This is a genomic window from Rhodococcus erythropolis R138, assembly GCF_000696675.2.
GTDB classification, from domain to species: Bacteria; Actinomycetota; Actinomycetes; order Mycobacteriales; family Mycobacteriaceae; genus Rhodococcus_F; species Rhodococcus_F erythropolis.
Genome location: NZ_CP007255.1, coordinates 12,537 through 38,372, shown reverse-complemented (window position 1 = coordinate 38,372; position 25,836 = coordinate 12,537). Strand labels below are relative to the sequence as shown.

Annotated in this window: 21 protein-coding genes and 1 riboswitch; of the genes, 11 read left to right on the top strand and 10 right to left on the bottom strand. The window is 63.0% G+C overall.

The window, feature by feature from the left end:
• Positions 1 to 18: 18 nt before the first annotated feature.
• A complete protein-coding gene (locus H351_RS00170; RefSeq protein WP_020968309.1) occupies positions 19 to 693 on the top strand; it encodes a class I SAM-dependent methyltransferase in 675 nt (224 codons plus the stop codon).
• Here the strand turns inward: H351_RS00170 and speB are convergent.
• A complete protein-coding gene (speB, locus tag H351_RS00165) occupies positions 657 to 1,613 on the bottom strand; it encodes an agmatinase (RefSeq protein ID WP_003941134.1) in 957 nt (318 codons plus the stop codon). The two genes, H351_RS00170 and speB, sit on opposite strands and share 37 nt — an antisense overlap.
• Before the next feature lie 146 nt (positions 1,614 to 1,759).
• Between speB and H351_RS00160 the strand changes: the two genes are divergently transcribed.
• From H351_RS00160 to H351_RS00145, 4 genes are all read left to right on the top strand, one after another.
• Positions 1,760 to 2,395: a helix-turn-helix domain-containing protein gene (locus H351_RS00160; RefSeq protein WP_020968310.1), complete on the top strand. Its 636-nt coding sequence runs from the start codon at positions 1,760 to 1,762 to the stop codon at positions 2,393 to 2,395.
• A gap of 133 nt (positions 2,396 to 2,528) precedes the next feature.
• Positions 2,529 to 3,374: a carbon-nitrogen hydrolase family protein gene (locus H351_RS00155; RefSeq protein ID WP_029254382.1), complete on the top strand. Its 846-nt coding sequence runs from the start codon at positions 2,529 to 2,531 to the stop codon at positions 3,372 to 3,374.
• The gene (locus H351_RS00150) at positions 3,371 to 5,059 is read left to right on the top strand and encodes a flavin monoamine oxidase family protein (protein WP_029254383.1); all 1,689 of its coding nucleotides are present in this window, start codon (positions 3,371 to 3,373) and stop codon (positions 5,057 to 5,059) included. The genes H351_RS00155 and H351_RS00150 overlap by 4 nt, the downstream gene beginning before the upstream one ends.
• A gap of 127 nt (positions 5,060 to 5,186) precedes the next feature.
• A complete protein-coding gene (locus H351_RS00145; protein WP_029254384.1) occupies positions 5,187 to 8,423 on the top strand; it encodes an NAD-glutamate dehydrogenase domain-containing protein in 3,237 nt (1,078 codons plus the stop codon).
• On the opposite strand, the gene H351_RS00140 is transcribed toward H351_RS00145, so the two are convergent.
• Positions 8,400 to 9,917, bottom strand: coding sequence for a PucR family transcriptional regulator (locus H351_RS00140; protein WP_037119171.1), 1,518 nt, complete (start codon positions 9,915 to 9,917; stop codon positions 8,400 to 8,402). The two genes, H351_RS00145 and H351_RS00140, sit on opposite strands and share 24 nt — an antisense overlap.
• A 128-nt stretch (positions 9,918 to 10,045) precedes the next feature.
• On the opposite strand from H351_RS00140, the gene gabT reads away from it, so the two are divergent.
• Together gabT and H351_RS00130 are read left to right on the top strand one after the other, a co-directional pair.
• The gene (gene gabT / locus H351_RS00135) at positions 10,046 to 11,410 is read left to right on the top strand and encodes a 4-aminobutyrate--2-oxoglutarate transaminase (RefSeq protein WP_007727077.1); all 1,365 of its coding nucleotides are present in this window, start codon (positions 10,046 to 10,048) and stop codon (positions 11,408 to 11,410) included.
• A gap of 1 nt (position 11,411) precedes the next feature.
• On the top strand, positions 11,412 to 12,857 hold the full coding sequence (locus tag H351_RS00130; RefSeq protein WP_020968315.1) for an NAD-dependent succinate-semialdehyde dehydrogenase: 1,446 nt from the start codon (positions 11,412 to 11,414) through the stop codon (positions 12,855 to 12,857).
• Between the two features lie 52 nt (positions 12,858 to 12,909).
• On the opposite strand, the gene dszD is transcribed toward H351_RS00130, so the two are convergent.
• From dszD to H351_RS00115, 3 genes are all read right to left on the bottom strand, one after another.
• On the bottom strand, positions 12,910 to 13,488 hold the full coding sequence (dszD, locus tag H351_RS00125; RefSeq protein WP_003941189.1) for an NADH:FMN oxidoreductase DszD: 579 nt from the start codon (positions 13,486 to 13,488) through the stop codon (positions 12,910 to 12,912).
• Between the two features lie 208 nt (positions 13,489 to 13,696).
• Positions 13,697 to 14,170: a YbaK/EbsC family protein gene (locus H351_RS00120; RefSeq protein ID WP_019746727.1), complete on the bottom strand. Its 474-nt coding sequence runs from the start codon at positions 14,168 to 14,170 to the stop codon at positions 13,697 to 13,699.
• A 15-nt stretch (positions 14,171 to 14,185) separates the two neighbouring features.
• On the bottom strand, positions 14,186 to 15,289 hold the full coding sequence (locus H351_RS00115) for a membrane protein (RefSeq protein WP_003941129.1): 1,104 nt from the start codon (positions 15,287 to 15,289) through the stop codon (positions 14,186 to 14,188).
• Positions 15,290 to 15,415: 126 nt separating this feature from the next.
• Here H351_RS00115 and H351_RS00110 point away from each other — a divergent pair, with 126 nt between their 5' ends.
• The 3 genes from H351_RS00110 (at position 15,416) to H351_RS00100 (ending at position 19,974) form a co-directional block, all read left to right on the top strand.
• Positions 15,416 to 16,000, top strand: a complete 585-nt coding sequence (locus H351_RS00110) for a TetR/AcrR family transcriptional regulator (protein ID WP_029254386.1) — start codon at positions 15,416 to 15,418, stop codon at positions 15,998 to 16,000.
• 45 nt (positions 16,001 to 16,045) lie between these two features.
• Positions 16,046 to 16,219: riboswitch (M-box (ykoK) riboswitch) on the top strand.
• Between the two features lie 347 nt (positions 16,220 to 16,566).
• On the top strand, positions 16,567 to 19,260 hold the full coding sequence (gene mgtA / locus H351_RS00105; RefSeq protein WP_029254387.1) for a magnesium-translocating P-type ATPase: 2,694 nt from the start codon (positions 16,567 to 16,569) through the stop codon (positions 19,258 to 19,260).
• A gap of 9 nt (positions 19,261 to 19,269) precedes the next feature.
• Positions 19,270 to 19,974, top strand: a complete 705-nt coding sequence (locus H351_RS00100) for an MgtC/SapB family protein (RefSeq protein ID WP_003941187.1) — start codon at positions 19,270 to 19,272, stop codon at positions 19,972 to 19,974.
• An 18-nt stretch (positions 19,975 to 19,992) separates the two neighbouring features.
• Here the strand turns inward: H351_RS00100 and H351_RS00095 are convergent, their stop codons facing one another.
• From H351_RS00095 to H351_RS00075, 5 genes are all read right to left on the bottom strand, one after another.
• Entirely contained in the window at positions 19,993 to 21,354 is a 1,362-nt protein-coding gene (locus tag H351_RS00095) for a lipase family protein (RefSeq protein ID WP_029254388.1), read from the bottom strand.
• Positions 21,355 to 21,418: 64 nt separating this feature from the next.
• Positions 21,419 to 21,868, bottom strand: a complete 450-nt coding sequence (locus H351_RS00090) for a GNAT family N-acetyltransferase (RefSeq protein ID WP_007727049.1) — start codon at positions 21,866 to 21,868, stop codon at positions 21,419 to 21,421.
• Between the two features lie 18 nt (positions 21,869 to 21,886).
• Positions 21,887 to 22,363: a GNAT family N-acetyltransferase gene (locus H351_RS00085; protein ID WP_029254389.1), complete on the bottom strand. Its 477-nt coding sequence runs from the start codon at positions 22,361 to 22,363 to the stop codon at positions 21,887 to 21,889.
• Between the two features lie 174 nt (positions 22,364 to 22,537).
• Positions 22,538 to 23,662: a DUF475 domain-containing protein gene (locus H351_RS00080; protein ID WP_029254390.1), complete on the bottom strand. Its 1,125-nt coding sequence runs from the start codon at positions 23,660 to 23,662 to the stop codon at positions 22,538 to 22,540.
• Between the two features lie 137 nt (positions 23,663 to 23,799).
• On the bottom strand, positions 23,800 to 24,375 hold the full coding sequence (locus H351_RS00075) for a TerD family protein (protein ID WP_003941199.1): 576 nt from the start codon (positions 24,373 to 24,375) through the stop codon (positions 23,800 to 23,802).
• A gap of 243 nt (positions 24,376 to 24,618) precedes the next feature.
• Here H351_RS00075 and H351_RS00070 point away from each other — a divergent pair, with 243 nt between their 5' ends.
• Positions 24,619 to 25,764, top strand: coding sequence for a hypothetical protein (locus tag H351_RS00070; protein ID WP_007727045.1), 1,146 nt, complete (start codon positions 24,619 to 24,621; stop codon positions 25,762 to 25,764).
• Positions 25,765 to 25,836 lie beyond the last annotated feature (72 nt).

The following is a 25,836-nucleotide window of genomic DNA, read 5'->3' as shown; positions in this document are numbered from 1 at the left end:
GTCGTTCATCCTGGGTGCATGAGCCACGAACACCACAATCACCACGAAAACTCTGAAACCACCGAGAATCCGTACGCCAAGGCGGACGCACAGTTCTGGAACTCGCTGTACGAGGAACGTCCCGCGCGCTGGAGCGGAAATCCCAACCCACAGTTGATTGCCGAAGCCTCCGACCTCGAACCGGGCACTGCACTCGACGTCGGTTGCGGCGAAGGCGCCGACGCTTTGTGGTTGGCACGTCGCGGGTGGAAGGTCACCGGCACCGACATATCGTCGGTTGCGCTCAGCCGCGCCCAGGCTCACGTCGAGGGCGAGGGCGTCGACATCGAATGGCTGGAAGCCGACCTGACGAAGTGGGATCCGCAGGGGCGCTCGTTCGATCTGGTGTCCGCGCAGTTCTTCCACATGCTCGAACCCGCGCGCGGGGAATTGTTCCGTGCTCTCGGAGATCTGGTCGCGCCCGGCGGGCATTTGCTGATCGTGGGCCACTCGCCACACGAGTCGCCGACCGAGCATCATCGGGCCATGCTCCATACACCCGAATACGTGGAGTCGCTGTTCACCGATGGTTGGAAGGTGTTGGTCTCGGAGTCGCGGGAACGTGATCTTCCCGCGAACCCCGAGATGCATCACACGACGGATACCGTTGTGCTGCTTCAGCGATTGAGTGCGAGCACCGACAGCAACTCGTAAGCGACGTGAGCCGCTGCGATACCGGTGATCTCGGCGTGGTCGTACGCCGGCGCTACCTCGACGATGTCGGCGCCGACCACGTTGAGTCCCACCAACCCGCGCAGTGTGTTCAACAATTCGCGAGAGGTCATGCCGCCCGCTTCGGGTGTTCCGGTACCCGGAGCGTGGGCGGGATCGAGCACGTCGATGTCGACGGAGACGTACACCGGGCCACCGTCGAGGCGCTTACGCATGCGCTCGACGATGCTGGCGACGCCGTCGACCTCGTAGTCGTCACTGCGGATCACCTGGAAGCCGAGGACGCGGTCGTCTTCGAGGTCTTTCTCGCTGTAGAGCGGTCCACGGATGCCGATGTGCTGCGAACGCTCCATGTCGATCAGGCCTTCTTCGCTGGCGCGGCGGAAGGGGGTGCCGTGGGTGAAAGGCTGACCGAAGTAGGTGTCCCAGGTGTCGAGGTGAGCGTCGAAGTGCAGGACGGCGATCGGGCCGTGATCGCGGGCCAGTGAACGCAGGATCGGAAGTGCGATGGTGTGGTCGCCGCCGAGCGTGAGCACAGAGGAACCGTCGGCGCGCAGGTCGGTGACGGCGGACTGAACCGTCGTGAGAGCTTCCTGAATGTCGAAGGGGTTGACTCCGATGTCGCCGAAATCGGCTACCTGCTGGTTGGCGAAGGGGGAGACCTTGAGCGCGGGGTTGTACGGACGCAGCAGCTTCGACGCAGCGCGGATGTGCCCCGGACCGAACCGAGCGCCGGGTCGGTAGCTGACACCCGAATCGAAGGGGATGCCGAGGATTGTCACGTCGGCGCGCGAGACCTCGTCCAGGCGCGGCAGACGCGCAAAAGTGGTCGGCTCGGCGTAGCGGGGGACGCGCGTGGCGTCGACGGGTCCGATGAACGATCCGGGGTTGTTGGTAGCCATGTGCAGAGGTCCCTGCTCTCGATTCGGCGCACACCGGGCGCCCTTCAGTGATGTAGCTCTCTGAGCAAGTATGGTTTCTTCAAGAGGCTCGGTTGTCAACCCCTGTTTCCTGAAAGGGACACGGCGGTCGTGAAGGAGTGGGTTCAGTGGCCAAGGCGAAGGAAGCGGTCGAGCCGGTCGGACCGCGCATCGGGGCGAGGCTCAAGGCGGCACGTCAATCGAAGCGGTTGACCCTCGACGACCTGGCCGAGGCCTGTGGTGTGACGAAGGGGTATCTCTCGAAACTCGAGCGCGATCACGTCAACGCGTCGGTGGCGACCCTGATCAAGGTGTGCGCGGTGCTCGAGATCCCCGTCGGATCCCTGTTCGAGAATGCGTCCGCCGGTGAAGTAGTCCGCGCCGACGCCATGCCGCAAATCAGCTTCGGCGGCGAAAAGATGACGGAGTACCTGCTCACGCCTACCAACGAGCGTCGAATTCAGGTGCTGCTCGGCGAGCTGGAACCAGGCGGCGGAAGTGGTCAGGAGTTCTACAGTCTGCCGATCGACGTGAACTTCGTGCACGTGCTGGAGGGCGGCTTGCGGGTCTCGTTCGAGGGCGGTCGGACGGATCCGAACGGTGAGGCCGTCGATGCCGAGGACGTCGTGCTTGCGGCGGGCGATTCCTTCACGTTCACGCCGACGCACAACCATAGTTTTCAGGCCGAAGGCTCGGTTCTGGCGAAGGTTCTGTGGGTCTTGAATCCGGCATTGCCGGAAGGGCCACGCGCGTCGCCTTCGTGAGACCCGAATCTGTGAATGTTGATTCTTAGGAAACAAGAGTTGACATGATTGGCGGCACCCGTCACGCTGGTAGTTGTCCCCGTCACACACACCGTCGAAAATTGGCGTCACGGAACTCCTGAAGGAGCGCACCATGCATGTCGATTCAGTTCGAGTTGGCCTGTTCCAAGGTCCGCTCACCACCCCGGACACCTTTGCGTCGGTGGAGTTCAACCTCGCTGCAATCGACACCGCTGCCCGCGAGGCTGCGGCATCCGGTGCGAAGATCCTGCTGACGCCGGAGATGTCCGCAACCGGCTACGACATCGGCGAACTGGTGTCGCTGCGCGCGGAACCGGCCGACGGCCCTATCTTCGATTCCGTCGCCGAGATTGCTCGAAGTGCAGGCATCGCCGTCGTCTACGGCTACCCCGAACTCGACGGGGGAGACGTCTACAACAGCGTGCAGGTGGTGGACCGCGATGGCACTTCGCTTGCGCACTACCGCAAGACACACCTGTTCGGCACGCTCGACCGCGAACATTTCCGGCCAGGTGAGACCCTGGTGGTCGGGTTCGACTTCGAGGGCATCCGCTGCGGATTGTTGATCTGCTACGACGTGGAATTTCCGGAAGCGGTTCGGGCCCATGCCGACGCCGGTACCGAATGGCTCATCGTGCCGACGGGGTTGATGACTCCGTACGAACACATTGCGCAGCAAGTGGTTCCGGCCCGCGCATACGAGAGTCAGATGTTTGTCACCTACGTCAATCGCTGTGGCGCCGAAACCGAGCTGACCTACTGCGGTCTCTCGTGCGCCATCGCACCCGACGGTGCCGAGTTGGCGCGGGCAGAGGGCGGCCAGGAATTGCTCTTCGCGGATATCGCCGCCGCCACCGTCTCGCAATCGCGCACCCTCAACACGCATCTCGACGATCGACGCCTCGATCTGTATCCAGACCTTTCTGTCACGACTGTCTCCAAGGAGAACCGTAGATGACCATCCCAGTAGCTCCGGACAGTTCCTCGGAACCCGGCAAGCAGCCGCCCCTCACGATGTTCGGGCCGGATTTTCCGTTCCCGTACGACGACTATGTTTCCAGTCCGGCGGGACTCGGCTCGGTGCCCGATCTGGCACTGGGTACAGAAGTTGCCGTGATCGGTGGTGGACTCTCCGGCATGATCGCGGCCTACGAGTTGCTCAAGGTCGGTCTCAAACCGATTGTCTACGAAGCTGATCAGATCGGTGGCCGGATGCGGTCGGTCGAGTTCGACGGGCACCCCGGGGTTGTCGCCGAGATGGGCGCAATGCGTTTCCCACCGTCGTCGACGACGTTGTTCCACTACCTGAACGAACTGGGTCTGCAGACCGAAGAGTTCCCCAATCCCCTTGCCGAGGTCACGCCGAGCACGGTCATCGATCTCAAGGGTGAGAGCCACTACGCGCACACTCTCGAGGATCTGCCTCCGATCTACACCGAGGTGGCGCAGGCCTGGCAGCGCACTCTCGAAGAGCATGCCGATCTGATTCCGTTGCAGCAGGCCATTCGTGACCGCGACACCGCAGAGATCAAGCGGATCTGGAACGACCTCGTGGTGCGCTACGACGACCAGACGTTCTACGGATTCCTCGCCGCGTCGAAGCACTTCAAGTCCTTCCATATGCGGGAAGTGTTCGGGCAGGTCGGATTCGGTACGGGTGGTTGGGATACCGACTACCCCAACTCGATCCTCGAAATCCTTCGTGTGGTCATCACGGCCGCCGACGACGACCACCGCGGCATCGTCGGTGGATCGCAGCAGCTGCCGATGCGGTTGTGGAACCGCGCCCCGGATCACATGGCGCATTGGCCTGCCGGTACGACGGTCGCTTCGCTCAACGACGGCGAGACGCGTCCCCGCGTCACCGAACTCCGGCGTACCGAGCCCGGCAACATCACGGTGACGGACTCCGAAGGTTTCATTCGCACGTATGCGAGTGCCGTTGTGACAGTGCAGAGTTGGATGCTGCTGAACAACATCAGGTGTGACGACGATCTGTTCCCGATCGACCACTGGACTGCGATCGAGCGAACTCACTACATGGGTTCGACCAAGGTGTTCGTTCTCGTCGACCGCCCGTTCTGGAAGGACAAGGACCCCGTGACCGGCCGTGATTCGGTGTCGATGACACTGACCGACCGTATGAGTCGCGGCACCTACCTGCTCGATCAAGGCGAGGGCAAGCCAGGCCTGATCTGCTTGTCGTACACCTGGTCGGACGATTCGCTGAAGCTGCTGGCGCTCGACGCCACCGAGCGCATGAACATCATGCTGCGTTCGCTCGAAGAGGTCTACCCAGGCGTGGACTTCCGCAGCCACATCATCTCGAGCCCGGTGACGCTGTCGTGGGAAACCGAGCGCGACTTCATGGGTGCATTCAAGGCGAACCTTCCGGGGCACTACCGGTACCAGGAACGCCTGTTCTCTCACTTCGTGCAGAATGATCTCGAACCGCGTCATCGGGGAATCTTCCTCGCCGGAGACGACGTGTCGTGGACTGCCGGCTGGGCCGAGGGCGCGATCCAGACCGCGATCAACGCGGTATGGGGCGTCGTCAACCATCTCGGCGGCGCTGCGCCTACCGAGAATCCCGGACCCGGCGACGTGTTCGAGGAGCTCGCTCCGATCAGGTTGGGCGACTGAGCTCACCGCAACTGCCGAAATGTCGTGCCCGCTGGGGGTTGGTACTCCTATCGGGCACGACCTCTTTCCGGTGATCCACGCAACACTGGAAAGTGTTCGGATCCAATAATTTCCAGGAGGGTGTTCAATGGCGAGCACATCATCGGCGACCAAGACCGCAGCTGCAGAATCGAGACCCGCGGGCGGTGATCGATCCGGTGACCCGGCGCTCGAACTGGTCGCCGAATTGGCAGCAGCGGGCCAGCGACTCGTCTTCCGTCAGGGCGACGACTTGAACAGCGACGACTTGAACAGCGACGACTTGAACAGCGGTGCCCTGAACAGTGACGATCTGACCTGTGTGGTGCTGTGGCCGTCCGGAGAGCCCTCCCTCTCCGATCTGTGCGAGAACTTCGAGTCCCTCGGACTCCGAGTTTCGACGCACCGCCCGCTTCCGACCGTTCTGGGTTCGGCACACTACTTCACCTTCGAGCCGAGCACCTTCGACGGCAGTGCGCTCGAGAAGATGGCGGACGCCTTCGAAGCCGTCATCGCCGGACAGACCCGGATGGACGCATTCTCCAGTCTGATCGGACGAGCAGACATCACGTGGCGCGACGCAGAGTTGCTGCGCGCTGCGTGCCGTTTCCTCGCTCAGGCTCGTATCGGGTTGTCCGAGAGCTACATCGTCGGAGTGTTGGCAGCGAAGCCGCTCTTCGTACGGCAGGCAATCGAACTCTTCACCGCGCGTTTCGATCCCGCAGTAGCAGGTTCGCGTGAGACGGCCGTGGCCACCGCGGCGGCGGCCATCGACGAATCAGTCGACGGTGCAGACACTCTCGACGAGGATCGCGTCTTGCGCGGTGTGCGTTCATTCTTGCAGGCGACTCTGCGCACCAACTGGTACCTGCGCGGTGAGGCCGGCGAGCCGCTGCCGTACGCGTCGTTCAAGATCGACTCGCAGTTGCTCTCCACCCCGCAGAAGACAGTTCCTTTCCGCGAGATCTACGTCAGCGCACCCAATGTCGAAGGCGTGCATTTGCGTAGCTCCTCCGTCGCCCGTGGTGGCCTGCGTTGGTCGGATCGATACGAGGACTTCCGCACCGAGGCTCTGAGTCTGATGAAGACCCAGAGCGTGAAGAACTCGCCGATCGTTCCCTCGGGAGCCAAGGGTGCGTTCGTGGTTCGGGGCACGTCGTCGCCGACCCCGGCGCAGGTGCAGGAGTCGTACAGCACCTTCATCCGCGGCTTGCTGGACGTGGTGGACAACATCGTCGACGGCGCAGCGGTGCACCCGGCCGAAGTAATCGAGTACGACGGTGAAGACTCCTACCTCGTCGTGGCGGCGGACAAGGGGACCGCACGGTTCTCCGACGTCGCGAACGGCATCGCCGTCGAACGTGGTTTCTGGCTCGGCGACGCTTTTGCTTCCGGCGGTTCAGCCGGCTACGACCACAAGGCGATGGGCATCACCGCTCGCGGCGCCTGGGTAGCGGTTCGACGCCACTTCGCCGAGCGTGACCTCGACGTCGACACCGATCCGTTCACCGTCGCGGGCATCGGTGACATGTCCGGCGATGTGTTCGGTAACGGAATGTTGCTCTCGCACAAGATTCGTTTGGTCGCGGCATTCGATCACCGCCACATCTTCATCGACCCGAACCCCGACACCGAGACGACGTTTGCCGAACGCGCTCGTCTCTTCACCGTGCCGCGCTCGTCCTGGGACGACTTCGACCGCACCGTGATGTCGCCTGGCGGTGGCGTCTGGCCACGTAGCGCGAAGTCGATCCGTCTTCCGCTCGAAGCGCGTCAGGTTCTCGGTATCACCGAGGAGAAGCTGACTCCGCAGGAACTGATCCGAGCGATCCTGTGCGCTCCGGTGGACCTGTTGTGGAATGGCGGCGTCGGTACCTACGTGAAGGCGTCGACCGAAAGCAACGTCGACGCGGCCGATCCGTCCAACGACGCAGTTCGCGTCAGCGCTGACGAGTTGCGTGCAACCGTGGTGGGTGAGGGCGGCAACCTGGGTTTCACCCAGCGTGCCCGCATCGAATATGCCGCTGGCGGAGGACGAATCAACGCCGACTTCATCGACAACGCGGCCGGCGTGGCTACCTCGGACCGTGAGGTCAACATCAAGATCGCACTCGCAGAGTTGGACGCGACCTCGCGCAATGAACTACTCGCGGCGGCCCAGGACGAGGTAGCCGCATCGGTACTCGAGGCCAGTGAAGATCAGACCCTCGCGATCAGCCTGGCCGAGCACCGCGCTCCCGCCCTGCTCGATCAGCACGAACGGTTGATCGAGAACCTGGTCTCGGCGGGCGCGATGAAGCGCCTCGAAGAATCATTGCCGGACGCCAAGGCGCTGGCGGTCAGGGCGCGAGCCGGGCAGGGCCTACTCCGTCCGGAACTTGCTGTGCTGGTGGCGCAGTCGAAGAACGTGCTGACGGCGGAATTGGGGGCGTCGACCGTCCCGGACAATCAGATCTTCGCCGATCGTCTCCCGCAGTACTTCCCGCTCTCCGTCGTCGAGGCAGCACCGGACGCAGTCCGCGCACATCGGTTGGGCCGCGACATCATCATCACCTCGGTGGTCGACGAACTGGTCAACCGCGTCGGACCCGGCGTGCTGTTCCGGCTGGAGGAACACCTCGGAGTCCACAGTCCGGAAGCGGCTCTGGCCTACGCAGTGGTCAGCGAAGTGCTCGGCACCGAGGACCTTCGGCGCGAGATCTTGAACTCTGAGCTGCGCGCCACCGAGCAGTTGCAGGCTCTCGATCGCTTGCAGCAGTTGTTGGAATCCGAGATGAGCTGGGTGTTGCGTCGTCCGGGAGCAGCCGGCCGGTTCACCGTGAACCCGCGAGCCGACATCGATCGATGGGCCGCGCCGGTGCGGGCTCTCACCGAAGGGCTGTCGGCCAGCGACCGCATCGAGGCGTCTTTCGGGGCGCTCGCCCTGGCTGACATTGCGTTGCAGGAGAATACGACGGTTCAGGCCGCGGCTGCGATCTACCGGGAACTCTCCGACACCCTCGATCTGGGCGACGTTCTCGGGGGCGTCGACGTTGCCGTCGGCGCCTCGCATTGGGAGGTCATGGGCAGCGCTGCCGTCCACGCCAGGTTGACGGCGCGTTTCGCAGACCTCGTGTCCGGAGCGCTCGGTGAAGGTATTCCGGAGGTCGTCGAGTTGTGGACCGCCGCCAATCCGCAAGCGGTGCGCCGGTTCACGGCCTTGATGTCGAGCGTGAGCCGCAGTGGAGCGCTGGACACCGCCCGTCTCTGCACGGTCGACGCCGAACTCGAACTACTCGTTCGCGGTGCGTCCAGTTTCGCTTCGGTACACGCCGCGGAGCGTTCAGCGACCCTCCCAGGCGAGTAGCGATAGCAGCAGTTCGGCTCTGACCCTGGCCTGTCCGAGGTCGCATTGCAGCAGTTCCTCGATGCGTGCGATGCGACCTCGGAGGGTGTGCCGATGAACACCGAGTTCGGCTGCCGCCGACTCCCATTGACCGTTTGCCTCGAGATAGGCGCGCAAAGACGCGACCAGTGCGCTCCCGTGTGCCTGGTCGTGTTCGGTCAGCACCGGGATGGTGTCCGCTGCCATTGCGATCAGTGCCTCACGGGCAGGCTCGGATGCCAGAATCGTCGAGCCACTCAGAGCGTCGAACTCGAGAATGCGGGCAGTGGCCGTCGTGAGATTGGCCGCGGCGCGGGCCTGGACGAGAGCGCGCGGTGCGTCCAGAAGACGGTGAGGGGTGCTGATTCCGGCCCGCACCGTCTTCGCCTCGGTGGGGGAGAGCTGCGCCAGTAGTGTTTTGGCAGTGTCGATTGTGTCGGTTCCGCGAAGGAGGACGGTCAGCGAACCGTCCTCGGATTGCGCGAACAACGGCCGGCCTGCTCGCGCGAGAGCGTTGTCGAGTTCGCGAAGAACAGGGCCGAGTCCGGATCCGCGAACGTGGACGACACGGACATTGCCGTGCGTGTCGCTCGCTTCGTCCAAGTACGACGGCACACCGTCCTCGGGGATTCGGCCGTCGAGTAAGAGCCCGAAAGCCATGGCGTTGAGTCGAGTTCGCTCGGCCCGTAGTCGAACCGGTTTCTCGAGTTCGAGAGTGAGCAGCGAGACCGCATGCCCGAGCAACACTCTGTCGATATTGCTCAGGGGCCCGGCGCCCGCCATGGCGAGGTAGCCGTGCCAACTGTCGGTGACGCCGACGGGGGACAGTGTCAGCGTCCGTTCGGGTGTGCTCTGCGAGATCGACGCCGGAGCGTTGGGATCGCGGGTGGTGGCCGCGACCGCGCGAACCTCGGTGATCAACGACTTCTGGTTTGCCGGATGCACCGCGGTGATCCGATCACCGACAAACGCCACCGAAGTTTTTGTGGCCGTGGCCAGTTCACGCACGATCGCCGACACGCCACCGGGCAGCGCAACGCGGGTGATGCGTGTCTGTACTTCTGCCGCGCGGAGTACCGATTCGTATTCCTGCTGGCTCAGACGGGTCATCACCGCGCGCGTGACCGCCGCGAACGGGGTCGTGAACGGCACTTCCAGCAGGGGGAGCCCGCGACTGCGGGCGGCGGCAATCAGGTCTGCGGGCACACTCTCGTGGGAAAGGCCGGTCCCGAAACCCAGAGCCGATACTTCTGCGGCGGCCAGACGGTCGATGTACTCGCTGTAGTCGGTGGCGTCCGCGCCCACCAGTGCCAGCCCGGTGGTGAGCACCAATTCGCCGCCGGAAAGCCACGGGGTGGGGTCCGTCAGCTCTGTGGCCTGTGCAAACGTGACGGGGTGGGTGGCAGCTGCTCGGTCGGTGAGCAGAGCCAGCGAGAGGTGTTTCTGGCGCAAGAGCCACGAGATCGGAACCGTCACCTGATCAAGGCTAGCTGTCGTTGCCGATATGGAGTAGCCCTGGAGCTTCGGGTATCCATTTCGGCAGTGCTTGCGATGCTTCGCGCGTCGCATACTCGAATGCAATACACAACCGAGAGGGTGGTCACATGAGTGCAATCGAATACCGGCTTCCGCAGGAGCGTCGCATCGTCACGGAGTTCCCGGGCCCGCGCTCGGCTGCGCTCGCCGAACGCCGTAAGAAGGTCGTCGGCGCCGGCGTCGCATCCACCCTCCCGGTCTACGTCGCCGACGCAGACGGCGGAGTCATCGTCGACGTCGACGGCAACTCGCTGATCGACCTCGGTGCCGGTATCGCGGTGACCAGCGTCGGTGCTTCCAACCCGGCCGTCGTGTCCGCAGTTCAGGATCAGGTCGCGCACTTCACCCACACCTGTTTCATGGTCGCTCCGTACGAGGGCTACGTCGAGGTCGCCGAGCGTCTCGCCGAGCTCACCCCCGGTGACCACGAGAAGCGTTCCGTGCTGTTCAACTCCGGCGCAGAAGCCGTCGAGAACGCCGTCAAGATCGCCCGTCACGCAACCGGTCGCGACGCAGTCGTCGTCTTCGACCACGCGTACCACGGCCGCACCAACCTCACGATGGCACTGACATCGAAGTCCATGCCGTACAAGAGCGGCTTCGGTCCGTTCGCCCCCGAGGTCTACCGCGTCCCGATGTCCTACCCGTACCGCGAGGGCCTCAACGTCGACGGCTCCAAGATCACGGGTGAGCAGGCCGCACAGCGCGCCATCACGATGATCGAGAAGCAGGTCGGTGCTGCCAACACGGCCGCCATCCTCATCGAGCCCATTCAGGGCGAGGGCGGATTCATCGTTCCCGCAGAAGGATTCCTCCCGACGCTCGTCGCGTGGGCCAAGGAGAACGGCGTCGTCTTCATCGCCGACGAGGTTCAGGCAGGCTTCGCTCGTACCGGCGCCTGGTTCGCCAGCGATCACGAGGGCATCGTCCCCGACCTGGTCACTCTCGCCAAGGGCATCGCAGGCGGCATGCCGCTCGCCGCTGTCACGGGCCGCGCCGAGCTCATCGACGCCGTCCACCCCGGCGGCCTCGGTGGCACCTACGGCGGTAACCCCGTCGCCTGCGCCGCTGCATTGGCGTCCATCGACCAGATGCGCGAGCTCGACCTCTGTGGCCGCGCACGCACCATCGAGTCGACCGTCGTCGGCCGAATGAACGCACTGGCAAAGGAACTCGACGTCATCGGTGACGTTCGCGGTCGCGGCGCCATGCTCGCCATCGAGCTGGTCAAGCCCGGTGGGCAGGAGCCGGACGCCGATATCACCAAGAAGATCGCCGCCGAATGCCTCGCTGCCGGCGTCGTGATCCTCACCTGCGGTACCTACGGCAACGTCATCCGTCTGCTCCCGCCGCTGGTCATCTCCGAAGAGCTGCTCGACGACGCGTTGACCGTCCTCGAGACCGCTATCCGCACTGCAGCACAGGGGAACTGACATGTCCAACGTCTCGGATCTTCTCGACTCGGTACCCAAGGGTCTCTGGCTCGGCGGCAAGCTCGTCCCGGCCGAGAAGACCTTTGCGGTCTACAACCCGGCAACGGGTGAGGAACTCGCCCAGGTAGCCGACGCCACCGCTGCCGACGGTATCCGTGCGCTCGACCTCGCCGCTGCGGCGCAGGAAGACTGGGCGGCCACGCCGGCACGTGTACGCGGCGAGATCCTGCGCACCGCCTTCGAATTGCTGCACGCCCGCGCCGAGGACTTCGCGCTGATGATGACCCTGGAAATGGGTAAGTCGTTGGCAGAGAGCCGCGGTGAGGTCAACTACGGCGGCGAATTCCTGCGCTGGTTCAGCGAGGAAGCAGTACGCATCGGCGGACGTTTCACGCAGGCTCCGGCCGGCAACGGTCGCATCCTGGTCACCAAGGAAGCCGTCGGACCGGTCCTTGCGATCACCCCGTGGAACTTCCCGCTCGCCATGGGCACACGCAAGATCGGACCGGCGCTGGCTGCCGGTTGCACCATCATCGTCAAGCCCGCCGAGGACACGCCGCTGACCATGCAGCTCCTCGGTCAGGTGTTCGCCGATGCCGGTCTGCCCGACGGTGTGCTCTCGATCCTCCCGACGTCCGACGCGGCCTCCATCAGTGGACCGCTGATGGAAGATGCGCGTCTGCGCAAGGTCACCTTCACCGGCTCCACGGGCGTCGGAAAGCTGTTGGTGCGCAATGCCGCTGACAAGCTGCTCCGCACGTCGATGGAACTCGGTGGCAATGCGCCGTTCATCGTCTTCGACGACGCCGACATCGACGCAGCTGTCGACGGCGCAATGCTCGCGAAGATGCGTAACGGCGGCGAGGCCTGCACCGCGGCCAACCGCATCTACGTCGCCAACTCGGTGCGCGAGGAGTTCACCGACAAGTTCACCGCCAAGGTTGCGGCCTTGAAGGTGGGCGCCGGTGACGCCGAGGGCACCAACATCGGCCCGCTGATCAACACCAAGCAGCTCGCAACCGTCACCGGACTCGTCGACGACGCCGTGTCCAAGGGCGCTCGCGTTCGCACCGGTGGATCGGCGCCCGAAGGAGCCGGCTTCTTCTTCACCCCAACCGTTCTGGATCAGGTGCCCGCCGATGCGCGCCTGCTGAAGGAAGAGATCTTCGGACCCGTTGCGGCAGTGGTCGGTTTCGACACCGAAGACGAAGCGATCGCGGCTGCGAACAACACCGAGTACGGCCTCGTGGCGTACTTCTACACCCGCGACATCGACCGGGCGATGCGCGTCTCGGCCAAGCTGGACACCGGCATGGTCGGCGTCAATCGCGGCGCGATCTCCGATGCTGCGGCGCCGTTCGGTGGCGTGAAGGAATCGGGCTTCGGCCGTGAAGGCGGAACCGAGGGTATCGACGAGTATCTCGATACCAAGTACGTAGCGCTGTAACTTGCTGTGCGCCTTTATTAACCGCGGGCGGTTAATAAAGGCGCACAGTTGTCTATTGACCTAACGGAGTGGGGCGGTAGTACTTGCCCTCGTGGTAGAGCAGCGGTGCGGCAGCGGATTCGTCGTCCTCTTCGGCGTGAACCCGCGTGACGAGTCCGATGACCAGCGTGTGGTCGCCGACAGGGATCAACTGGTCGACCTTGACGCGCATCCAGCTGGGGGTGCCGTGCAGAACCGGCTCCCCGGTGTCGAGCACTGCCCACAGCGACTCGTCTGCAAAACGCTGATCGGCGCTACGCGCAAAGCGCTGGGCCAGATGCTGCTGATGTTCGCCGAGAAGGTGGATAACCAAAGACTCGGCGGCCTTGAGTGCATTGATGCTCGACGACGTCTCCGCGATGTTGAACGAGACGAGCGGCGGCTCGAGGGAGACGGACGAGAACGAGGTGGCGGTGAAACCCACCGGGCCGGTACCCGAATCGAGGGTCACGACGGTGACACCGGCGGGGTGGCGGCGAAGCGCTGCACGGTAGTCGCCGGCGCAGATGCCGGTGGACAACTCGGGCGTCGCTGCTACTTCGGGGACGTCGGGGGTGGTGTGGCTGGAAACGGCATTCGGCTTGTCAGACAACGGGAACTCTCCGGCTGGAACTCGAGGTGTGCGGTGTGGTCGAGGTGACTGCGCTCGGCATACACAGACATGCGTCGGTGCGGCACAGATCTACGTGTCGTCGACGCCAGTGGTTACCGGCCGGGGTCCTGGTTGCAGTGCACATGGTGCGTCCAACTATAGGTGGACGCACGTCTGAGTGGGGTCGGACCGGGTTGGCTGAAGTGCGTCAGTCCATGTCGACGGCGAGGCCGGCCGTGATTCGGAGGAGTTCGGAGTAGGTCGTGCGAAAGACCGTGTTCGGGTGCCCGGCAGCAGCCCACAATTCGGGGTACTGCTCGAGGGCGGTATCGATGTAGGTGGGCAGGTTGGTGGGATGCCCGAGCGGAGCGACCCCACCGATCGGCTGGCCCGTTGCCGACTTCGCCATTTCCAGCGGCGCCCGCGTGAGCTTGCCTTCGAGGCGTTCGCCGGTGGCTTTCAGGTTGACCTGATGTGCGCCGGAGACCAGCAGCAGGACCGGATCGTCGTCGAGAAGGAACACGAGCGACTTGGTGATCGCGCCTACCTCCACCCCGACGGCCGCCGCTGCCTCGGCCGCGGTGTGCGTGGCTTCGGGCTGCGTGACGATGACGCCGTGGTGACCCCGTGAGATCAGTGTTTCGGCGACGTGCGAGGCGTTGGGGTGGAGGAGGCTCGTCATGAGTTCAGACTAGGACTAGTCGGCGTTCGCCACAGCTGGAGTCGGCGTCGTGTCGGTGGACTTTCGGTTACGGCGGATCGTGAAGCCGAACAGCATGACCGCACCGATCAGCGCGTACAGGAAAAGCGTCAGAGCAGGCTGGCCGACGCCGACGTTGTTGAAGTAGACGATGCTCCGCACGCCTTCGGTGCCGGCGCCAGGTGTGATCCATCGGCCGATGGCGGCATAGAACGAGGGAATCACGTTGGAGCCGAATGCGCCTCCCGCACTGGGATTGCCGAGAATCACGAAGACGGCGATAGCCAGCGGGACTGCCAGAACGCCGATGGCAGCGCGCAATCCGAGTGTGAACATGGCGGTGCCGAACACCACGGCTGTTCCCAGGATCCAGAGCGGGAACCAGTGGCCCGCGAAAGTTCCGAGCACGTGTGAGGTGATGAGTGCGCCGAGGGCTCCCGAGATGATCGAGTAGATCGCGATCACGCCCGTGTGTGCGCTTGCCTGGCGGAGGGTCTTCGGCGCACCGATGAACAGTCCGATGGCTGCCGCAAGGAGATAGCCGCCGACGACCCAGCCGACCGAGAGGTAGAAGCCGGAGAGGCCGCGGTTGTCGTGCGCTCCGACGGGGATCTCGTCGCGGACGACGAACTGTCGGTCCTGCGTCGCCTCGACCTTCGTGAACACCGCTTCGAGTGATGTCGCGATGGAGCTGCCGCCCGCGCTCGCGGTGATCAGGGTGTCCGGTCCGGCCGGATTGATGACAAACGCGCCCTGGATCTCGCGGTCGTTGATCATGCGGCGAGCGGTCGCCGTGCTGTCGACCACCTGAGCGTCGAGCGGGCTGCCGTCGATGGCGTTGAGTTTGTCGGCGATCTGCTGATCCATGCCGTCCGGTGTGCCCTGATCGGCGATGACCGCGATTTCGATGTCTCGCGGAGTCGGCTGATGGAAGGCGGCGACGTAGCTGAGGATGAAGCCCATCTGCAGCAGGAGCACGCCGACGAACAGCGCGGCCATCACCTTGGGTGCGCCGTATTTCACCAGCAGATTGTCGTGGTGGTGTTCGTCGTGGGTGGAGCTGTTGTCTGGTGCGGCGTGTGCCGGATGCGTAGTGGTCACGAAAGAGTCCTGATCTTGTCGAAAGTAAAGAGCTTGTCAATACCCGAGGTATTGAATACTCTAGGTATCGTGACTGAATCTCGTCAACCGGACTGGACGCCGGTAACCCGCCCCGGACGTGACGTGGTGCGGCAAAGACTGCTCGACGCTGCGGCGGAAGAGTTTGCGGAGCGCGGATTCAGTGCTGCACGTCTCACTGAAGTTGCTCGCCGAGCGGGCTTCACCAAGGGGGCTGTCTACTCCAACTTCGAGTCGAAACAGGATCTGTTCGCCGAACTGTTCGCGCAACGGTCTCTCGAACTGGCCGGCCGTGTGCTTGCCGAGATCGCCGGGATGAACCCGGCCGACGCGGCGGGCAAAGGTGGCGAGGCCATTGCAACGTGGATGGTCGACGACCCTGGGTGGTCACTGCTCGTCCTCGAATTCGGAGTGCTCGCCGGACGTGATCCGCAGATCGCTCAGGCGTACTTACGTGAGCGTCGCCACTTGCGCAGTCAACTCGTGGAGTTGATCGGTGAACGTGCCCGCGAATGGGGAGTGGACGATTCCTTCGATGTGCGGACCACTGCAATCTCGTTGATGGCCTTGATATCCGGGCTCGTTCTCGAGCACTCGGTGGATCCGGAAGAAGTTGATCAGAGCGTGATGGGTGCCGCCGTGACGGCACTCTTCGCCGGCGCCGTCGCACGGGCAGGATTGCCCGCCGTCTGAGTTGCTCGGTTGACAGGCAACAGATTTGAGAACTACCCTCTGGGTGCAGTACCTCGTTAGGTGAGGCTTCTGCACGAACACAGGCCACTGATCTCACGACGTCGAGAGACGCCCAAGGTTAGGACAGATCTCCCCGGCTTAAGGGGTGATCCAAAGTGGCTTCCCGGTCTTGATCGGGACACGTCGTGCAGTGCCAAAACTCGGACGTGGAGGTGTTTTCGCAGCTTGATGCCGGTTTCTTCCGGCGAAGGCGAGAGTACGTCGATATTCGGTTCTCCTGGCGTGTGCTGTGCGCATGTACTTTGTGTGGCGTCAACGGACGCCCCGAACTTTCAGGAGGTGACCATCGTGGACGACCCGCCGAGTCGATATTCGACCCATCCTTCTGTTCTTACCGACGGTGCTCACCCCGGCATTTTGCTCGTCAGTCTCTGACCTTCGCACCCTCGGTTTCATCTGCGCGGCTTTGTCGCGTCCGCTGACGACTTCCGTTGTCGTTCAGCGCATTCTGCTGCCCTCATGCACTGGCACTGTCCCGTGCACGCTGGCAGTCGAGGAGATTCGTCATGTCATTTTCCGTTCTCGCATTGCGGCCACGGCCCACGAGAAACAGTGCACAACAAACACCTTCAACGGTCCTGGCAAAAGAAAGCGCACAGGAATTGGTCGACTACTCGGCCTCGGACACGCGCACCGTTCTCGCAGATCTGACTACGACGGCCAACGGCCTTCGTGACGATCAGATCGACGATCTTCGTCGGCGATACGGGCGCAACGATGTCCGCCACGACCGCCCGGCACCGGCGATCGTGCAGTTCGCGCAAGCTTTCAAGAATCCGTTCATCTTGATCCTGGTGTTCCTCGCCCTGATCATGGTCGGGACCGACGTGGTGTGGGCAGACCCGGACGACGGTCCCTCCTACGAGGGCATCATCACCCTCGGGCTGATGATCTTTGTCAGTGTGTCCCTGAGGTTCTGGCAGGAATACCGTTCGACTCGGGCTGCCGAGGCACTCAAGGCCATGGTCACGACAACTGTCGCGGCCACCCGCAAGATCAACAACACCGTGGTCACGGCTGAGATTCCGATCGAGCAGCTACTGCCAGGTGATGTAGTCCAGCTTGCCGCAGGCGACATGATCCCGGCCGATGTCCGCATCATCCGGGCCAAGGATCTACAGGTCAATCAGTCAATGCTCAGCGGTGAGTCGATGCCGGCCGAGAAGTCGGCGGAACCGTCGACGGGGATCGACGTCGATCGGCTGCTCGAGGCCGAGAACATCGGGTTCATGGGTACTTCCGTCGTGTCGGGCAGCGGCACCGCCGTCGCGGTGCACACCGGCAAGCGGACTTACTTCGGCGCCATGACAGCACAATTGGCGTCCAAGCGACCCGAAACCAGCTTCGACGTCGGGGTGCGCAGTGTCAGCTACCTGCTGATCAAGTTCATGCTGATCATGGTTCCCGCGGTTTTCATCATCAACGGACTGACCAAGGACTGGAGCCAAGCACTACTCTTCGGCGTCGCCACCGCGGTGGGGTTGACCCCCGAAATGTTGCCGCTCATCGTGACTGCGAACCTGGCCAAGGGTGCGCTCCACATGTCGCGCAAGAAGGTGATCGTCAAGCAGATCAACGCGATTCAGAACTTCGGAGCCATGGACGTTCTGTGCACGGACAAGACCGGAACTCTCACCGAGGACCGCATCGTTCTCGGTGAGCATCTCGATACTGCCGGACGTAAGTCCGAGGAGGTATTGCGGCTAGCGGCAGTCAATTCCGTGAATCAGACCGGATTGCGCAGTCTTCTCGACGACGCGGTGATCGAGGCCGCCGGTCCCGAAGTGATCGAGGAGATCTCGCGTCGGCACGGGTTGGTGGACGAGATTCCCTTCGACTTCAAGCGCCGTCGACTCTCCGTGGTGGTCGACCACGGCGACGCCGATCTGATCGTCACCAAAGGCGCAGTGGAAGAGCTCCTTTCGGTCTGTGAATCGGTGGAACTGGAGGGGGTGGCCCACCAATTGACACCGGGATGGCTGGCCCGCGTCGACCGTCTGGTCGCGGAACTGAACGGTCAGGGCAAGCGAGTGCTTGCGGTGGCAACCAAGACGGTCGTCGAAGAGCAGCGCCGCGAGTACTCGACGGCCGACGAAGAGGGCATGACCCTGGTTGGACTGCTGGCGTTCCTCGACCCGCCGAAGGAATCTGCGGCCGGGGCGATCGAAGCCCTCGCGAGCCATGGAGTCGCGGTCAAGGTAGTGACGGGTGACAGCGAACTGGTCGCCGAAACCGTCTGCGGCAAAGTCGGTATCGATGTCGGGACCGTGGTCTCCGGCGCCGAGATCGAAGCGTTGAACGACGACGCCCTCGACGAGTTGGTGCAGCGGACAACCGTCTTCGCGAAGACGGATCCGATGCAGAAGGCACGCATTGTCGAATCGCTGCGCCGGGTCGGCCACACGGTTGGTTTCCTTGGTGACGGTGTCAACGACGCACCCGCACTTCGGTCGGCGGACGTCGGCATCTCCGTCGACACAGCGGCGGACATCGCCCGCGAATCCGCGGACATCATCTTGCTGGAGAAGGACCTCGGGGTACTCGAACAAGGAGTCATCGAAGGGCGTCGTACCTTCGGAAACATCCAGAAGTACATCAAGATGACTGCGTCGTCGAACTTCGGGAACGTCTTCTCGGTGCTCGTCGCCAGTGCCTTGCTGCCGTTCATCCCCATGATTCCCGTAGTTCTGTTGTTGCAGAACCTGATCTACGATCTCTCGATGCTCACGATCCCGTGGGACCGCGTCGACGACGACTTCCTCGCGAAGCCCCGCAAGTGGGAGACCAAGAGCCTTCGCCGGTTCATGGTGTTCATCGGCCCGATCAGTTCGATCTTCGACATCTCGACCTTCGCGCTGATGTGGTTCGTGTTCGCTGCCAACTCTCCCGAGCATGCAGCGCTGTTCCAATCGGGTTGGTTCATCGAGTCGTTGATCTCGCAGACGCTGATCGTTCACATGATCCGCACCCGGAAGGTCCCGTTCATCCAGTCGCGTGCTTCGCTTCCGGTACTGCTCAGCACGGGCGCCGCCTGCGTCTTCGCGCTGGTGTTCCCGTTCACGTCCTGGGGCCATTCCCTCGGGTTGGTTTCACTGCCGTGGAACTACTTCCCGTGGCTGGTCCTCACTCTCGCGGCTTACTGCGTCGTCACGCAGGTGGCCAAGGGAATGTTCATCCGTCGATTCGCGACCTGGCTCTAGGAGTTCACCGTGGAAATCCACGTCATCCTTGTGCGGATAGCGCTCGGACTCGTTCTCGGCGCTGCCGTCGGGATCGAAAGGCAATGGCGCGCAAGGATGGCGGGTCTGCGAACCAACGCGTTGGTGAGCTTGGGTGCGACGCTCTTCGTCATCATGGGCGCGTACGGGTTTCAGGGGCCGGACGCTGATCCGACGCGCGTCGCAGCGCAGATCGTCTCGGGGATCGGCTTCCTCGGTGCCGGGGTGATCATGAAGCAGGGAGCCTCGGTCACCGGCCTGAACACCGCCGCAACCTTGTGGGCCACGGCCGCCGTCGGTGCGCTGGCAGGCGGCGGAATGTACTGGGTCGCGGTGTTCGGGGCCGGCGCAATCATGTTGGCGAACACGCTGTTGAGGCCGTTGGGTCGGATGATGGATCACCAGCCTGCCCGAACCGGACGCGAAGAACCGCCCGCGGACTACACCTTCGAGGTGACCTGTCACGGCGACGCCGAAGCTCACATCAGAGGTCTTACCGTGCAGTCCATTTCGAGGCCCGAGTTTCAGCTCCGGTCAGTGCAGTCCTTCGACATCCCGGACAGCGACCGCGTGCGGGTGGTGGCCGAACTGGCTGCCGCGGAGCGTGACGACGGACTCCTGGAATCCGCCGTCAGCCGGCTTAGCCTGGAACCGTTGGTGACTCACGTTCGCTGGGAGGTGGAGCCGTCGAAGTAGATTCGGGGTCGCTGTCAGTCAGCGCGCATGTTCTTGCGGCGCAAGTGAGTTTCCCGGTGCAATGTTCGCGCAGTTGGACGGTGCAGGCTTGCCGTTCAAGCGGTCGTCGACCCAGGCGAGCGCACCGGGCAGCCAGAGCATGGCGCCGAGGAAGTGGCTGATGGTGTCGTACTGGTCGTACTGAATCGCCAGGCCGGCGTCGCAGTACTTGCGTGCGAGGGTGCGGACGTCGCCCGTGATCATCACGCCGTCTCCCGCTCCGACACCGGGGCCGCCGGGTTGGGTGCCCTCGATGGTGCCGTTGGCCGCCTGCGCGATGAACATCGGAATGGTCGGTGTCGCCGCGGTGCCCATGTTGATCTTGTTCACGACATCGACGTACTCGGGAACCGTATTGGGATCGGCGTACTCGGGTTTGACCAGATCCTGCCAGGTCAGTCCGGGATACTGTGCCAGCACATTGCCGATGGACGCGTCTTCGAGTCGAGCCATGACGTCGCGTCCACGGTCGCTGAGATACTTCCCGAAATCGATGTCGTACGAACGCGCAACGCCGACGACTGCCATGCCGACCACGCCGCCCCACCCGATGCTTCCGCTTGCGTAGCGAAGGTTGTTGGCCGGATTGACCAGCACGCCGCCCTGCGCGGCGCCGATCAAGTTGTCGTTGATCTCCGGTGCATACGCGGGAGCGAGGATCGAAGCCCAGTTGGTGGCGATGGCTCCGCCGGAGTACCCCATGAGCGCGATCTCTGCGTTGTCGGTGATTCCGGTTTCCGGGACATCTTTGGCCGCACGCAGAGCGTCGAGCGTCATCATCCCGTATTCGGGTCCGGCAGCGAAGTTGGCGTCCGGGCCCTCGGTGTCCGGGACGACGATCGTGTAGCCCAATGCGAAGAGCGGCCCGAACAGCGCGGCTTCGATGCTCGTGAAGGTACCGCCGATGTTGAAGTTGCGTCCGCTGGGAGTCCAGTCGCCGATCGGGGTGTTACCCGCGATGGCTCGCGACGGGCTGTCGTCGGGGTTCAACGAATCGTAAAAGGACTGGTACGAAACAACTTTGTTCGGTTGGGCGTTGGCCGGGCGCAGGATCGAGGTGACGTTGGCGGACGGCTGTCCCAGGGCGTCGGTTGATCGGTAGAGAACCTGGACTGCCTGTATCGGGGTCGGGATGTTGAGCACGGTGTACGGCACGGTGCGAGTCTCGAGGACCGCGCCTGGAGCGTACGACGAGAGGGGTGCCGCGCCGTCGTAGCTGTAGAAACCGTCATCGGGGGACTTGGCAAGGACTGGCTGCGCGAGCGCTACCGGTGCGCCGACGCCTGTCAGTGCAAGCGCGAGTACTCCGACAACTGCGCGAGATAAGACCCTTGACGACATACTCGTCCTCCACATTGGTGTGCCACGCCCCACCCTGAGATCGTGGTGTGACGACCACCATATATTACTCGTGGGTAATGTGGGGATCGGTCAGATCGGTCGTCGTATCGAGGTCTCGACGTAGGAAGATTTCGGAGGACTCGCCTGGGAGTAAAAGAACTCCCGCGTCGGTGTATCCCATTGCGCGATAGAAGTTCTGGGCTGATTCGTCGGCGAGTGTGGAGGTGAGGACCTGCGAGTGTCCCGCGCGGCTCATGCGTTTTTCCCAATCTGTGACCAAAGCGCGCCCGATGCCTTGGCCGCGGTTCGAAGACAGGACGGTCAGCATGTTCATGAACGGAATCTCGTCCCAGAACAAGCCCCAGCGCAGCCATCCGATTGGATTACCGTTGTCCTCGGCGATGAGTATCCGGCCGCGTTGGACCACTGACGCGAGTTCCTCGGCAGCGACGTGCGAGTCGTGCTCACGTAAGAACGGCAAGTCTGTCTGCGCTGCGACGCGAATGTTCACCACAGAAGTCAGTATCGCCGTTCAGTCGGAGTTGATGGCGTTCGGCTTGGACAGGTAGACGACTCCGGGGATGTGGCTTGGGTCCGGCGGCAATTGGGAGTAGCCCGCTCGGGTGTACAGGCGAATGTTCCGCAGGCTCCTGCTTCCGGTGAACAGCTCGAAACGGGTGAAGTGCTCCGGAGCGTTCTGTTCCACGCGCTGCAAGAGGCGTCGGCCGAGGCCGTTGCCCGCCAAGTCCGGCGCCACCATGAGGCGACCGATCTGCCATGCGGTTCCGTCCGCGGTTCCTCGCACGGCCCCGACGAGCCGGCCGCCGCGTCGTGCGGTCCAGACAGTCGACTCCTTAACCCAGGCTCGGACCGTGGGTAGGTCCTCGTGGAGCGGGGGTATGTCCATGCTGTTGTTGGAGATTGCTTCCGAAACCCAGCAACAGCGTTGTAGAACAAGGATTTCCGCGGCGTCCTCGTCCGTTGCGCGCTCTATGACTGTCTCGTTCATGGTTTCCCTTACGAATAGGTTTTTCGCACCCGCAGGGCAATTGTTCACCCGCAGGCTGAATTTGGCGCGCGGCTGAACAATTGGCGCGCGGCTAAGAATGCAGAGAGTTTCAATTCAGGCATAACAAACAAAACGCCCGCAACCAATTGGTCGCGGGCGTTTCGAGAAAGAACGTCAGACAGTTGCCGGAGTGTTCTCGTCCAACTTCGGATCTTCGTTCGCGATTCGCTTGTTGCGAATGAGGCTGCTGATGAAAGCAGCGCCGATCAAGAAGACACCGACCAGGCCGGTGATGATCTCGTTGATGTGAACGCCGATGGACACCATCAAGATGACGGCCAGAGCGCCGATGGCCCAGTGCGCACCGTGCTCGAGGTAGACGTAATCGGAGAGCGTGCCCTTGCGGACCAGGAAGACCGTGATGGAACGGACGAACATCGCGCCGACGAAGCCGAGGCCGAGGGCGATGATGATCGGGTCTGCCGTGATGGCGAATGCGCCGATGACGCCGTCGAAGGAGAAGGACGCGTCGAGGACCTCGAGGTAGAGGAACAGGAAGAAGCCGGCCTTACCGGTCGCTTTCGCGAGCTGCGTGGGGCCGCCGGACTTGGCGGTTTCTTCCTCTTCGCCTTCTTCCGGCAGGTTGAACAGTTCACCCAATCCGTTGACCGCGATGTAGGTGATCATGCCCAGAACACCGGAGATCATGACGGTGGAAACCTTGTCGTCAGCAGCGAGGAAAGAACCACTGAGAACCAGGACGATGCCGGCCACGACGACGGAGAGCTGATCGAGCTTGCCGATGCGAGCGAGGGGCTTCTCGAGCCAAGACAGCCAGGTGATCTCACGCTCTTCGAAGATGAAACCGAGGAAGAGCATCAGCAGGAACATGCCACCGAAGGCAGCGATCTGCGGGTGAGCGTCCGTGAGGATGGTTTCGTAGCTCGGCTCGTTCGTGCCGGGGAAGTACGCTGCACCGTCCGGCGGCGGGTTGAGCGCGAGGTCGAGTGCAGCTACAGGACCGAGTCCGGAAGCAGCCCAGACGATCACGAGCGGGAACACCAGACGCATACCGAAGACGGCGATGATGACGCCGATGGTGAGGAAGATCTTCTGCCAGAATTCACTCATTCTTTGCAGAACAGTGGCGTTGATGACGGCGTTGTCGAAGGAAAGCGAGATTTCCAGAATCGACAAGATGATGACGAGGAACAGTGCCTCGGGTCCGCCGTAGATGAACGCAACGATCATCGCGAGGATCGAAATTGCGATGGATAAACCGAATATTCGCAGTACCACGGAGCGTGGCCCTTTCTAGTTGGTCAATGCAGAGTGGTTACTGCAAGCGGTCTCTCACCGCATCCGAACGTGAAAACGGGGAGGGTTCCACAGACTACTGCGGAACCTTCCCCGAGTCAGCTCGTCGAGAGCGAAGATCAGACGTTGACGCCGTAATCGCGCGCGATGCCCGCGAGGCCGGACGCGTAGCCCTGGCCGATTGCGCGGAACTTCCACTCTGCACCGTTGCGGTACAGCTCACCGAAGACCATGGCGGTCTCGGTGGAAGCGTCCTCGGAGAGGTCGTAACGAGCGAGCTCGTTGCCGTTCGACTTGTCGACGACGCGGATGTACGCGTTGCGGACCTGGCCGAAGGACTGCGAGCGAGCTTCTGCGTCGTAGATCGAGACGGGGAAGACAACGCTCTCGACCTCGGCGGGAACCGCTGCGAGGTTCACGTCGATCTGCTCGTCGTCGCCTTCGCCTTCGCCGTCCGTGTTGTCACCCTTGTGCTCGATCGAGCCGTCGGGCGAACGGAGGTTGTTGAAGAAGATGAAGTGCTGGTCGGAGAGGACCTTCTTGTTCGAGCCTGCGCCGATTGCGCTGGCGTCGAGGTCGAAAGCAGCTCCGGTGGTGGAACGTGCGTCCCAGCCCAGGCCGACGACCACTGCAGTCAGGTTCGGGGCCTCCTTCGTGAGAGAGACATTGCCGCCTTTGGTCAAGCTGACGCCCATTCAGGGGTCCTTTCAAGAGGAGAGACAAGGCCCACTACGACGCGAAGTCGTCTTGGGAGTGTGTTTACCTCCACCACCCTAACCGCAGTTCCGGTGTGTTCGCCGTAACAGCAGAATTACGAACCGAGAAGCGAAGTGCTGGACCCGTAGGATTCAATCGTGGTGGGAAGATGGTCGGAGCGCTTCAATCGGGGGGCAAGAGTGGGGGAGTCGGTCAGTCGTGCGCGGGAGGCGCAGACGGCCATGGTTTCGGCGTTCCTCGACATGGACAAGCGGCAGACCATCGCGTCGGCAGCAGTCGACGCTTCCGCCGAGCTGTACCCCGAGCGAGGGCTGCGCGCTGCGTGGGAACCCGTTCGGGATCGGTGCTTCCAGGCTGCGTCGGATTACCTCGACACATCCGAGCGCTATGGCAACGATCAGGTACTCCACCAGAACCCGAACGGTGCTCGGGCGGCGTTCGAAAAGTCGGTAGCCGAACTCGTCGAGGCGGCAAAGGGCGTCGACGCCTTCTACAACGGGCATCGTGCGCACCTCGAGCAGGCGACGGTCACGATGTCCGCCATTCCCGTCCTCGGCCAACAGGCCCGAACCCTGGCAAACGCCGTCCGGGAAAAACTGGCTGCCACCGATCAGCGCTATCGCGAGTACCCGTCGGTGGTGACGGCCTCCGAACACCTCGACGACGCGGTTGCAGCGCTCGACAACGCGCGCTCATCCGGTCGCGCCGACGCAGTCCGCACGCGGGCCGAGAGTGTCCGCGAAGCGGTATCGGCGCTCGAGGAAGCATTGGCAGAAGCCCCGTCGACCCAGCACCGTGCCGAGATGACGATCTCCTCGGTCTCGACCAGGTTGTCGGCAGTGCGCACTCGAGTGGACCGCCTCGACCCGGCGTACTCCGCACTGCTGCGCGAGTTCAACGCCGCGAGTTCCGCTGACCTCGTCGACAACAGCAGTCGCAGTCGAGCGCATATCGATCAGGCCGACATCGATCTCAAGGAAGCGAAGCAGTCGCTGGCTGCGGGAAACCCCGAACATGCACTCGCTTTGATGGCCGAAGCCCGCGTGCACCTCGCCGACGCCGAAGCGTGTGCCGACGCCGTGACGGACCGTCTCGCTACTCTGCGTGCAGTTCGGGCAGATCCGAGTCAAAAGGAACGTGAGGTTCGTTTCCGGCTGAAAGACGCCCAGATGTTCGCTGTTAACCAAGGGTTGGTGGCGGAGTGGGGCTCCGTACTCGATGCTCAACTAGCAAGGATCGAGCGAGCGAGTGCGTCACTGTCGGGAACTCATCCGGACTACTGGTCGTATGTATTACAGCTGGACTCGGTATCGACGTTCATCACCGAAGTTGTCGAGAAGATGCGGGCGCGAGCCGGCAAAAACTGAATGGTCGGGCCGATCGGGGGATCGGAGTTGCTCGACGCGTTGTCACAGGGGGTCGTTTCATGGACTTGATTG